Source organism: Prevotella sp. KH2C16 (assembly GCF_900113305.1).
Lineage (GTDB): Bacteria > Bacteroidota > Bacteroidia > Bacteroidales > Bacteroidaceae > Prevotella.
In genome coordinates, this window is record NZ_FOOW01000003.1 from 79,112 (window position 1) to 91,759 (window position 12,648).

General features: G+C 46.3%; 12 protein-coding genes. 1 reads left to right on the top strand and 11 read right to left on the bottom strand.

All coding sequences use genetic code 11. The features are described 5' to 3' along the window. The first annotated feature begins 45 nt into the window (after positions 1–45). Positions 46–2,334, top strand: coding sequence for a glycoside hydrolase family 3 N-terminal domain-containing protein (locus BM114_RS03165; protein ID WP_092110616.1), 2,289 nt, complete (start codon positions 46–48; stop codon positions 2,332–2,334). Positions 2,335–2,814: 480 nt separating this feature from the next. Here BM114_RS03165 and BM114_RS03170 read toward each other — a convergent pair whose 3' ends face one another. The 11 genes from BM114_RS03170 to nhaD form a co-directional block, all read right to left on the bottom strand. Further along, the gene (locus BM114_RS03170) at positions 2,815–3,786 is read right to left on the bottom strand and encodes a F0F1 ATP synthase subunit gamma (RefSeq protein ID WP_092110336.1); all 972 of its coding nucleotides are present in this window, start codon (positions 3,784–3,786) and stop codon (positions 2,815–2,817) included. 6 nt (positions 3,787–3,792) lie between these two features. After that, positions 3,793–5,379 (bottom strand): F0F1 ATP synthase subunit alpha, encoded by a 1,587-nt coding sequence (gene atpA, locus BM114_RS03175; protein ID WP_092110338.1) that lies wholly within the window; start codon positions 5,377–5,379, stop codon positions 3,793–3,795. 13 nt (positions 5,380–5,392) lie between these two features. Beyond that, a complete protein-coding gene (locus BM114_RS03180) occupies positions 5,393–5,929 on the bottom strand; it encodes a F0F1 ATP synthase subunit delta (protein ID WP_092110340.1) in 537 nt (178 codons plus the stop codon). A gap of 5 nt (positions 5,930–5,934) precedes the next feature. Then, positions 5,935–6,444: a F0F1 ATP synthase subunit B gene (gene atpF / locus BM114_RS03185; RefSeq protein WP_092110342.1), complete on the bottom strand. Its 510-nt coding sequence runs from the start codon at positions 6,442–6,444 to the stop codon at positions 5,935–5,937. A gap of 19 nt (positions 6,445–6,463) precedes the next feature. After that, the gene (gene atpE / locus BM114_RS03190) at positions 6,464–6,703 is read right to left on the bottom strand and encodes an ATP synthase F0 subunit C (protein ID WP_092110344.1); all 240 of its coding nucleotides are present in this window, start codon (positions 6,701–6,703) and stop codon (positions 6,464–6,466) included. Between the two features lie 51 nt (positions 6,704–6,754). Beyond that, positions 6,755–7,849 (bottom strand): F0F1 ATP synthase subunit A, encoded by a 1,095-nt coding sequence (atpB, locus tag BM114_RS03195; RefSeq protein ID WP_092110346.1) that lies wholly within the window; start codon positions 7,847–7,849, stop codon positions 6,755–6,757. A 9-nt stretch (positions 7,850–7,858) separates the two neighbouring features. Continuing rightward, complete coding sequence (locus BM114_RS03200; RefSeq protein ID WP_092110348.1) at positions 7,859–8,281, bottom strand: hypothetical protein; 423 nt, start codon at positions 8,279–8,281, stop codon at positions 7,859–7,861. 12 nt (positions 8,282–8,293) lie between these two features. Continuing rightward, entirely contained in the window at positions 8,294–8,533 is a 240-nt protein-coding gene (gene atpC / locus BM114_RS03205) for an ATP synthase F1 subunit epsilon (protein ID WP_092110350.1), read from the bottom strand. 18 nt (positions 8,534–8,551) lie between these two features. Then, entirely contained in the window at positions 8,552–10,078 is a 1,527-nt protein-coding gene (gene atpD, locus BM114_RS03210; RefSeq protein ID WP_092110352.1) for a F0F1 ATP synthase subunit beta, read from the bottom strand. A gap of 104 nt (positions 10,079–10,182) precedes the next feature. Continuing rightward, the gene (gene pfkA / locus BM114_RS03215; protein ID WP_092110354.1) at positions 10,183–11,160 is read right to left on the bottom strand and encodes a 6-phosphofructokinase; all 978 of its coding nucleotides are present in this window, start codon (positions 11,158–11,160) and stop codon (positions 10,183–10,185) included. A gap of 15 nt (positions 11,161–11,175) precedes the next feature. Next, positions 11,176–12,522 carry a sodium:proton antiporter NhaD gene (nhaD, locus tag BM114_RS03220; protein WP_092110618.1) on the bottom strand — a complete coding sequence of 449 codons (1,347 nt, stop codon included), beginning with the start codon at positions 12,520–12,522 and terminating at the stop codon, positions 11,176–11,178. Between the last annotated feature and the right edge of the window lie 126 nt (positions 12,523–12,648).

A 12,648-nucleotide genomic window follows, 5' to 3' on the forward strand; every position in this document is an offset into this window, starting at 1 on the left:
TCGAAAAATATAATTATCTTTGTACCCTTAATAATTTATAATATGATGAAAAAGCTACTTATACTTATTATTGGGTTTATGTTCTCTTCTCTATTGAGTGCCCAAGTCTACAAAAATCCCAGCATTCCTGTTAAAGACCGGGTAGAAGATCTGCTCAAACGGATGACGCTTGATGAGAAAATAGGGCAAATGAACCAATTTCTGGGATTGGAATATCTAAAAACCAATCGGGCAAATCTTGACAAAGGAGATGCAAAAAACAAAAATGAAAATGTTTTCTATCCACATACTCCTATTTCCCAAATTGAGGCTTGGACAAAACAAGGTATCATCGGTTCCTATCTAATGGTTTTTACAGCCGAAGAAGCGAACTACTTACAACGGCTTGCCATGCAAAGCAGATTAGGAATTCCTCTGCTCTTCGGCATTGATGCCATACATGGAAATGCAATGTGCGATAACATGACCACATACCCTTCAAATATTAATGCTGGTTGTTCCTTTGATCCCGAATTGACCTATAAGATTGCAAGAGAAACAGCAGAGGAGATGGTAACCGTCGGGATGAGATGGGCCTTCAACCCCAATGTGGAGATTGCTCGTGATGCTCGTTGGGGGCGTGTAGGTGAAACTTTCGGAGAAGATCCCTATTTGGTAAGCGTGATGGGAGAACAAATTGTGAGAGGCCTACAACGGAATCTTAATCAGCCGACCGATGTATTGGCCTGTATCAAACATTTTGTTGCGGGAAGTCAACCTCTTAACGGTAAAAATGTATCGCCAGCAGATATCTCAGAACGCACACTTCGAGAAGTATTCTTCCCACCTTTCAAAGCGGGTACCGATGCAGGAGCTGCAACCCTTATGGTTGCACATAATGAGGTTAATGGAATTCCTTGCCATACTAATCAATGGTTAATGCAAGATGTACTCCGTGGGGAGTGGAAATGGGCAGGATTCATTGTCAGCGACTGGATGGATTTAGAACATGTCTGGGAGGTCCACAAGACAGCATCAAGCATGAAAGAAGCATTCTGTCAAGCCATCAATGCAGGTCTTGACATGCACATGCAGGGAATTCATTGGCAAGACATGGTAAAGGAACTTGTCTTAGAAGGCAGAATTAGCGAGGAGCGCATCAACCAATCAGTACGCCGCATCCTCACCACAAAGTTCCAGTTAGGACTCTTTGAGCATCCATATACTGACGAAAAACTCCGTGGAAAGGTGTGTCAGAGTCAGCAACACATGCAGACTGCTCTTGAAGCTGCTCGCAACAGCATCGTGCTGTTGAAGAACGAAGGCAACCTTTTGCCGCTTTCTGAACAGAAGTACAAAAAAGTGCTGGTAACAGGAGTGAATGCAAACAGCCAGAATATCCTCGGTGATTGGAGTAACTGGATGGGTGATAAGACATCTACAGTACTCAAAGGTTTGGAGGAAGTTGCCAACCACACAGATTTTATATTTGTGGATCAAGGTACCAACCCTCGTTTCATGAAATACGAGAATGTGGCCAAGGCTGTGAATGCTGCTAAAGATTGCGACCTGAATCTCGTTATTGCAGGTGAATATATGCCTCGCAGCGATTGGAACAACCGCACAGACGGCGAGAATCTCGACCGCTCTGATCTCAATCTCGTAGGGTTGCAGGAAGAGTTGATAGAAAAGCTATATGCTACAGGAAAGCCAACCGTAGTGGTATTGATCAATGGTCGCCCATTAAGCACAGAGTGGATTTCTGAACATATTCCAGCTCTCATCGAAGCTTTTGCACCAGGTATTCAAGGAGGAAGGGCTATTGCTGAAATTCTCTATGGCAAGGTGAATCCAAGTGCAAAACTTGCAATTACGATTCCTCGTAATGTTGGACAAACGGTTAAAGTGTATAACGAAAAGCCCTCTGCATCTTTCCATCCCTTTACCTTGACCGACGACTCCCCACTCTATCCTTTCGGCTATGGACTTTCTTATACTAAGTTCAAATATTCAAATATGCATCTTTCAACCTCGGAAACCAGTAGGACAGGAAAGATTGAGGCCTCTATAGATATTTCAAACACAGGCTCTCGTGAAGGAACAGAAGTGGTGCAATTATATATTCGCGACTGCTACAGTAATGTTTCCCGCCCTGTAAAAGAATTGAAAGATTTCCGGAGAATTTTCCTGAAACCAGGAGAATCCCAAACCGTTTCATTCGTTATCCCTGCAGAGAAGCTTGCATATTACAACGAGAAAATGGAGTGGACTGTTGAATCCGGTGAGTTTGAAATCATGATTGGCAGCTCATCAGAAGACAGAGACTTGCTTAAAAAATCTATTATTGTCAAATGAAGGACAATCATCAAAAAAGGAATTTGGCAATTGTCAGAATGCTGGTGTTCTCTAATTAATGTGAGTTCTATGAATTATAATTGCTTGCAAATTTAGTGCTAAGCGGAAATTACTGCGACCTTAAGATGCCGACTTCCAAAGGATCATCACAAAAGGTCGCTATAATCACCCAGAGCAAAGTTACTGAAATATTTTGTATGTCGGATGATTTCTGAAGTTTTTTGATATACTGATGGAAAAATTTATGCCAAACCGGTAACAAGAGGAAATATCACCATGATTTCGCAATATCAAAGGCCGAAATCTCCTCCAATGACTTTTATTGCAGCCCATTGTCTGTTCCCAAAGAATCCGAGCATCAATGCACAAAGGACATTAGCCCACAGCTCGCATTGTTCTAAACTCGGCGAGCTCACATAAATTAATAATGGGATGCATAAATGCACCCCATCACTAATTAAGGATATATTAATGCGACCTCTAATTATTCACCGTACCGCCAATAATATCTAACAATTCACTGGTTATCGCAGCCTGACGACTCTTATTATATTGCAGACTGAGATCACGCAATAAATCGTCAGCATTATCAGTAGCCGTCTGCATAGCTACCATCCGGGCAGCATGTTCAGAAGCATTGCTATCAAGGAGAGCCGTGTAAATCATCAAGTTCAGTAACTTCGGCACCAAGCTTTCCATTACCGTAGCTAAATCCGGTTCCACTATGAAATTGTCATTCAACGGAACAGTAACCTCTTGCTGCCGCTGTTTCTTTTCTGCCTTTTTGCGTAAATACTCTTGCGCTTTGGCGGTAGCAATGTTCGATGTAAGGTCTCTATCATTCATCGCCCCAATACTCTCGGTAGACAAGTCAATAGGAAGAAACTGACGGCGTGTAAGAACCTGGCTGCCGGCACTTTTAAAATGATGGTAGATGAGTTCAACCTTATCTATTTCTCCTCTGGCATAAGCTTCGGTAAGCTTTTTTGAGATTTCAGCACATTCATGAGCGTTTGGCTTCTCCGCAAGCTCAAGGAAATCGCCGCCCGACGGGATTTGTAGCTTGGCGATTTTCTCCGCAACCTTGCGGCCGATAGGGTAAACGATTAGTTCCGTAATACCTTTTTCCTGATATTCATGAATAGCCTGTTCCATCATCTTAAGTATATTCGAATTAAATCCACCACAAAGAGATGAATTACTGGAATATACTACGAGCGCAACACGGCGTATTTCCTTATGAGACTCCTCGAATATAGTCTGCGCCTCGGGGGTTGAGGCCAAAAAAGATTTAAGTATATGCTCAAGAAGATTCTCATAGGGCAGCATGTTCTGAATGGCCACCTGAGCATGGTGAAGTTTAGACGACGCAACCATTTTCATAGCACTCGTAATCTTACGAGTACTATTTACACTGGCTATGCGAGTCTTGATTTCTTTCAGAGAAGCCATACGCTTTTAATTCTTATATTGTCCGACAATATTACCCATTACCTGTTCTATAACTGCCGTGCAATTCTCATCTATCTTGCCAGAAGCGAGAATGTCGAGGATGTCGCCATGCTGCGAACGCATCTGTTCTAAGAATAATTCCTGGCAACCACGCACCTCGCTTACCGGCACATCATGCATCAAGCCATGAACTCCACAATAGAGAATTGCAATCTGCTCGTCTACGGGCATCGGAGAATATTGCGGCTGGATAAGCAACTGGTTATTCTTGCGCCCACGGTCAATTGTCATGGCAGTTACCGGATCCATGTCGCTTGAAAATTTGGAGAAGGCTTCGAGTTCGCGATATTGAGCCATATCTATCTTCAAGGTACCTGCCACTTTTTTCATACTCTTGATCTGGGCACTTCCTCCTACACGAGAAACGGATATACCTACATTGATAGCTGGGCGGAAACCTTGATTGAAAAGATCACTTTCAAGATAAATCTGTCCGTCAGTAATGGAGATTACATTCGTCGGAATATATGCGGAAACATCGCCGGCCTGAGTCTCAATAATAGGGAGTGCCGTGAGTGAGCCTCCTCCCTTCACATGTCCTTTCATGCATTCTGGAAGATCATTCATCTGTTCTGCAACTTCCTGCTGATCATTGATTCGCGCAGCACGTTCAAGAAGGCGGCTATGAAGATAGAATACATCTCCGGGATATGCCTCACGACCAGAAGGACGGCGAAGAATCAGCGAAACCTCGCGATAGGCAACGGCCTGTTTGGAAAGATCATCGTATACAACCAGCGCACTATAGCCACGATCGCGGAAATATTCGCCGATAGCGGCACCTGCAAAGGGGGCATAATACTGCATGGCTGCTGGGTCTGCGGCCGTAGCACTAACAACAACCGTATATGGCAATGCCCCATGCTCTTTCAGGGTCTGCACAAGAGTAGCGACGGTACTTGCCTTTTGCCCAATTGCAACATAAATACAATATACCGGATTTCCCTGTTCGTAGAAGTTTTTTTGATTGATGATCGTATCAACAGCAATAGCCGTTTTACCGGTCTGGCGGTCTCCGATAATTAGCTCGCGCTGGCCACGGCCGATAGGGATCATTGAGTCAACGGCTTTCAATCCCGTTTGCAGCGGTTCTTTTACAGGTTGACGATAGATAACTCCTGGAGCCTTTCTGTCCAACGGCAATTCAAAACTGTCAGAGAGGTCTATATCCCCTCTACCGTCAATAGCCTGTCCAAGAGGATTGACTACGCGCCCGAGGAAATTATCATTCACGCGGATAGAAGCAATGCGATGCGTGCGCTTGACTTTCTGCCCTTCCTTGATTCCTGCCGTAGAGCCAAGAAGGATACAACCCACATTGTCTTCCTCCAGATTCATGACAATTGCCATTGTGCCGTTCTCGAATTCTAACAACTCGTTAGCCTCGGCATTACGAAGTCCATAGATACGGGCGACACCATCACTAACAGTAAGCACCGTACCTACTTCGTCAAACTTTTCACCCGAATTAATGTCCTCAAGTTGTCGTAACAGAACTTCTGAAACCTCACTTGGTTTAATTTTATCTGACATTTGTTCTTTCTTTTTATTTTTTTAATTCTACGAGTATGCTGTGCAATTTTGATTTCACACTGGCATCCATTCTATAAGTATCATACTCAAGGATAAAACCTCCAATAATTTCAGGGGCGACCTCGGTATTAAACTCCACAACCCCTTGAGTCCTACTTTCCACCATCTGCTGCATTTTCACCTCTACTTCACGAGAGACGGGTGTAGCGGTAGTCAGTTTACCGCGAGTGATATTCTTCTGTTTCCTATAGAGAGTTATATAAGAAGCGGCTATGAATTGCAAGGCTTTCTCCCTGCCCTCTTTCAGGACCAAAGCAATAAACTTCCTGGTCAAATCGCTGACATCATTGCCACAAGCCGTCTCCAAGAGCCTCTGTTTCTTGTCATTCGAGAGCATTGGATTCTCTATCGTAGTACGAAACTCGGGTATGTCAAGATAGCTCTCTGAAAGAATTTCCATCTCGGCATATACCTTTCCTTCGTTTTTCTGCACCATGGCACTTTTCAGGAGCGCCCGTGCATACCTGACAGATATTACACCTAAATCCATAACTTTTAATATTCAGTCTCTTTGTCAACAGAAATTTCATCCAGCAATCGGTTTACTAAATCCATCTGCGCCGCATCGTTGTTGAGTTTTCCCTTAAGAATTTTCTCAGCAATCAGAACAGAGAGTTCTGCAACTTGCGAGCGAATATCACGAATTGCATTTTGCTTCTCAATCTCGATTTGTGCCTTAGCCTCTGATATCAGCCGGGCACTTTCTGCCCTTGCCTTATCTTCGGCCTGTGCAACAATCATATCACGAGTTGCGGCAGCCTCCCTCAAAACCTCAGACTGCTGCTCCTGTGCTTTGCGCAGAATGGATTCACCTTCTTTTTGTATATTGGCAAGTCTCTCGTGGGCCTCGTGGGCCTTTTGGAGACTATCGTCTATATAAGCCTTGCGCTCATCCACCATCTTGATAATAGCGGGAAATCCCCACTTCCACAAGATGACGAAGACCAGGATAAAGACAAGAGTCATCCAAAACAACAAGCCACTATCTGGAAGTACCAAATCCATATTCTTCGGTTAATATCGTTTAAATTACTACAGCAAGGAGTGCTACAATAACCGCCAAGAAAGCCACACCTTCAACCAACGCAGCTGCAACGATCATGGAAGAACGAAGGTCGCCCATCTTCTCCGGCTGCCGAGCCATGGCATCCATAGCCTGACCACCAATACGACCGATACCAAGACCTGCACCGATTACTGCAAGACCTGCGCCCAAAGCGCCACCCATTTTCGCAACTTCTGCTGCCAATAACAATGATAACATAATCTTAAATTTTAATTGTTTATAATTTATTTTTTATCTTTCCTTATCAATCTATGCCTTTTGGGGCTCTTCCTTTGCATGAGCCATAGATATAAATATTGCACTCAACATGGTGAACACCATAGCCTGAATGAAGCTGACAAGAATCTCAAGCAGCATCATGAACACACTTAGGGAAACACTTATTACAGACATTCCAGAGCCTGCCAGGTTATTGACGGCATCACTTTCCGTAAGATGAAACGCAATGAAAATCATTCCTGCAAAAGCCAAGGCGATGGCATGTCCAGCCATCATATTGGCAAAGAGTCGGATAATCAATGCCAGGGGCTTCGTGAAAATGCCGACAATCTCAATGACAGGCATCAAGGGAACAGGTACTTTCAACCATGTCGGCACATCCGGCCAGAAAATTTCTTTCCAGTATTCTTTCGTTCCCGTAAGGTTTGTAACCAAGAAAGTGCACACTCCTAAGAAAGTGGTACAAGCAATGTTACCCGTCAGGTTACCTCCCCCAGGAGGGAAAGGTACTATGCCCATGATATTTGCCACGAATATAAAGAAGAAACAGGTAAGCAAATAGGGTGCATACTTAGGTGAATCCTCTTTCATAGCGGGTTGAATAATATCATCATAGACATACATGACGAACATATGCATCAATCCTGTAAAGCCCTTAGGGGCAGGATCGTCTACCTTGTGCCGCCTGCACCATCGAGCCGGCAGCAAGATGCACAGAAGTAAGATGAATGCGTCGATAAACAATACCACGACCGTCTTCGTAATGGATATATCCAACGGACGAACCTCCTGACCACTCACCAATTCGCAAATCTTATTCGGATTAATTTGTACGTCGGCATTCTTAATATAAAGACCATAAGGGCCGGGGCGATTACCCTTTGCATCCTTCTCTTCTGAAAACTGACTGCTGCAAAACAGATGCCACCCGGAGGAGCTTTTCACGATGACGGGAAGATGAATCACAATGGGTTCGCCCCCGATATCAGTAATATGCCATTCATAAGAATCCTTGATATGTCCCCACAAAATTTCCTTCATGTCTATGTCCTGTTTGCCTGCAAACGAAGGCAAGGCCGCCAGGCCCAAGAGCAACACAAGGAGATATTGTTTGATTGATTTCATACCTTTCTCTTATTTATAATTCTTTTTATTTTTCTCAACTCTTGCAAAAAACACGCTGTCGAAGATGAGCAATAGCAAGTAGAAACCCGCGAAAATGCCTACAAATCCCAACAGTTGCGGCTTGGAGGCACGCAATACGACCATTCCGACAAGTATGACAACCAGTGCCAATATCATCTTCAAGGTCGATGCTGCCATATAGAAACGCGTCAGCACATTCGGAGAACGAAGAGCCACGGATTTCCAGCATCTCCCGTAAACGATGGTAACCACAAGTGAATAAGCAGCAGTAAACAGCAAACTCTTCACCAGCCAGAAGCTCGAAACGACTTGTATAGCCAGTAAGCCGATCAACAATGCCGCAGCAATGAGCCATAACGATACCTTATTATATAATCGGTATATGGAGTTTACATTTTCTGGAGTTACCATGGCAAATACTCCCTACATTTCGACACACAGGGAAATCTCGTTCTGTTTCACTTCCACGAAACCACCCAGTATATTCAATTGTTGCTTTCCGCTGGCAGTTGCATAGACCACCCTGCCTTTTTCCAAGGTTGAAATGATTGGCGCATGATCATTGAGAATCTCGAATTCTCCGACCGTGCCAGGCACAAGCACACTTTCCACCTCGCCGCTGAAGAGTATCTTTTCAGGAGATATAATCTTTAAGTTCAACATAATTTGGAATCTTTGAGATTATCCCTTTGCGGCCTCTAACAACTTCTTGCCCTTGGCAATAGCGTCATCAATCGTCCCGACATTCAAGAACGCCTGTTCAGGAAGGTCGTCGACCTCTCCGTCCATAATCATGTTAAAGCCCTTGATGGTGTCTTCTATACTTACCATCACACCCGGAACACCTGTAAATTGCTCCGCAACGGCAAACGGTTGGGAGAGGAAACGCTGCACCCTGCGGGCTCTTGCCACCGTCAGTTTGTCCTCATCGGAAAGCTCGTCCATACCGAGAATGGCAATAATATCCTGTAATTCCGCATAACGCTGCAGCAACTGCTTTACACGCTGGGCGCAATCATAATGTTCTTTGCCTACGATTAACGGGTCGAGAATACGAGAAGTGCTTCCCAGAGGGTCTACCGCTGGATAAATGCCAAGTTCCGTTATCTTACGCGAAAGCTCTGTGGTCGCATCCAAATGAGTGAAAGTGGTCGCAGGAGCTGGGTCTGTCAGGTCATCTGCCGGCACATAGACTGCTTGCACGGAGGTAATGGAGCCTCGCTTTGTCGATGTGATTCGCTCCTGCATGGCACCCATTTCTGATGCCAGGGTAGGCTGATAACCTACGGCTGAAGGCATACGGCCGAGCAGCGCAGAAACCTCGGAACCCGCCTGGGTAAAGCGGAAGATATTATCGATAAAGAACATGATATCGGCCGGTTCGCCGTTTTTGCCTCCATGATCGCGGAACTCTTCTGCGACGGTAAGCCCGGAAAGGGCTACTGAGGCACGAGCCCCGGGAGGTTCGTTCATTTGTCCATAGACCAGTGTAGCCTGACTCTTTGACAATTCCTCCGGGTCGACCAGCGAAAGGTCCCACTTGCCCTCGTCCATGGCTTTTCTGAATTTCTCACCATAACGAATGACGCCTGACTCAAGCATATCCCGAATCAAGTCGTTTCCTTCACGGGTGCGTTCGCCCACGCCGGCAAATACCGAGTATCCTTCGTGGCCTTTGGCGATATTGTTGATAAGCTCCATGATCAGCACGGTCTTCCCCACTCCGGCTCCGCCAAACAGCCCGATCTTGCCACCTTTCATGTAAGGCTCAAGCAGGTCGATGACTTTAATACCCGTGGCCAGCATCTCCTTATGCGTGGAAAGCTCGTCAAACTTCGGTGCTTCACGGTGGATGGGATAAGCCCCCTCCATATTTAAAGGCGACATACCATCTATCGGTGCCCCGATGACATTCATCATGCGCCCCTTGATTTGCTCTCCAGCCGGCATAGTGATCGGACTTCCCATCGGAACGACTTCCAGGTCGCGCTGCAAACCGTCGGTGTTGTCCATTGCCACACAACGCACCGTGTCTTCACCTATGTGCTGCTGCACTTCAATAATCAAGTCGCGGCCGTCAGAGCGTTTCACCTTCAGGGCCTCATAAATCTTTGGGAGCACCTTCTCTGGATCTTCCCCTTTCGTATCGAAGTAAACATCGATGACAGGACCGATAATCTGAGAGATGCGTCCGTTAATTTGTGCCATAAGCTTTATTGTTAATATGTTTGTCTTTTCTATAATTCGTTCGTGGGCTTGCCTGCAAAGATAAAAAAATTAATCCAAGTGAGCAAAACCTTTCTCCACTTTTTCTAAATACTCAATTCATCAAGCACCTTAATCAGTTTTCTGTCAAACGGCTTGTCGGAGCGGATGGCCTCTGAAAGAGGAATGTATACTACCTCATTGTTTCTCACTCCTACCATGATATTGCGCTGTCCCTGGAGAATAGCCTCTATGGCGCCGACTCCTGTGCGGGACGCGAGTATGCGGTCGTGGGCAGACGGACGGCCGCCTCGTTGCAAGTGGCCGAGAATGGAAACTCGAACATCATATTCCGGGAATTCCTTTCTCACGCGGTCGGCATAATAAAGAGCCCCGCATTTGGGACTTTCCGACACGATTACGATACAGGAACGCTTACTCTTACGAATACCGCGCTCCATGAATTGTGCCAATTGGTCGACATCGGTGGAATCCTCCGGGATAATCGCAGCCTCCGCTCCCGACGCGATGGCACTGTTTTGTGCCAGATAGCCGGCATCACGCCCCATGACTTCCACGAAGAAAATACGCTCATGGCTCTGGGCTGTATCGCGAATGCGGTCGACGCATTCCACGATTGTATTCAAGGTGGTATCGTACCCTATGGTCGAATCGGTGCCATAGAGATCGTTGTCTATCGTACCCGGCAGTCCGATGCAACAGGCATCGAACATTGCCGCGAATTCCATCGCACCGGTCAGCGAGCCGTTTCCTCCGATAACTATCAAAGCGTCTATGCCCTCTCGCTGCATGGTGTCATACGCCTTTTGCTTTCCCTCGTCGGTCATGAATTCCTTCGACCGGGCTGTTTTCAGAATCGTACCACCCGACAAGATAATGCCGCTTACATTCTCCGTGGTAAAATCCTTCACTTCGCCATTTATCAATCCATCATAGCCACGATAGATTCCCTTGATCTTGAAGCCATTGCATATACCGGCTCTTGTTACCGCCCTGATGGCAGCATTCATTCCGGGAGCATCGCCTCCAGAGGTAAGAACTCCTATCGTTTTAATCTTTCCCATGTCTTAATCTATGTTTTATAAAATAAAGTACATTGCCAATAGCCCCAGCAGGCCTCCCACGAGGCACTTCTGCCCCACATGCATGAAATACCATCCCACATGCAGACGCTCTACCTTCAATAATGCCAGGCCGCTTATCGAACCGATGCAAAGCACATTTCCACCCATCGCCGAACAATATGCTATGATTTTCCAGTAGTCCGCATTCATCTCCGTAGACGGATTCAGGGTAATAAAGCTCAATGATGCCGCAAAACTATCGAGGACCGACGAGATGCATCCTGCGGCGATGCCGTATATCCAGGAGTTATGTATCTGTGTCTCAAGCTGCGCCCAAAGCCAGTCAACCGCACCGGTTTCATTCACCGCCCCCACGGCCAGCATGATGCCCATCACGAAGAGCATCATCTGGATGATTCCATACTGAAAGACCCTCGGCACCCTGCGTTGTATATTGGCATCAACCGCGAGGAGCTTCCTGTTGACGACTTCATTCACTATCCAGAGTACCGAAAGCACGCATAAGGCGCCGATAAACGGACTCAGTTTGGTGATGCTGTGAAACGACGGAATGAACCACAGGCCGCCAATGCCCACGAAGAGCATCAGCAGACGCTGCCAGATATTCAGCCTTGTGTCGTCCCCACGATAAGGCATCGTGGCAAAATCGGTTTCCACCCGTTCCGGCAGACTGCGCTCGAGCCACCATGTAGGCAACGCCCATGCTATCAGGCAGGGCAGCAAGAGCGACATCGAGAAGTTGGTCGCCGAGACCAGTCCGGAGTTCCACAGCAGCAATCCCGTCGAATCGCCGATAACCGTCAGGGCTCCTCCATAGTTGGCGGCAATCACGATGGCCGAGCCGTAGATCATCCTCTGCCTGCGATTCGGGATGATCCCATGCATGATGGTGAGCATCATCACGGTTGTGGTAAGGTTGTCGAGGTTCGCGGAAATGACAAAGGTAACGATGGCGATCGTCCACAACATCTTCCGGCTCTTTCGCGTCCGCAACAGCTGACGGATAAAATCAAAACAGCCGTTGTTGTCCAGAATCTCGACGATAGACATCGTCGCCAACAGGAAGAGGACGATTTCAGAAGCCTTTCCGACATACTTCAGGAAAACATTCCGCGCTATATATTCTTTGACAGCACTGCTACTGGTAACGGCACCATCCAAGAAACTTGAGTATTCAGAAGCATGCCGGGCCATCACGAAGTCTGTCCCGTAGGCAATATATATCATCCAACACACGGTTCCCGCAAAGATGGCAACGGCGGACTTGTTGATATTGGTAAGCCTCTCCGTGGCTATCAACACGAACGCAAATATCAGGATTGCAGTAATTACGAGTGTTATCATTTTCTATAATTTGCTCACAAAGATATTGAATTATCTTCTAATATGCAAGAGCAAGCCGCTTTTTTTAAACACGATTAACGCAGAGAAGTTTGACCGAACGGGGCTTTGCTGATTCCGACCGCC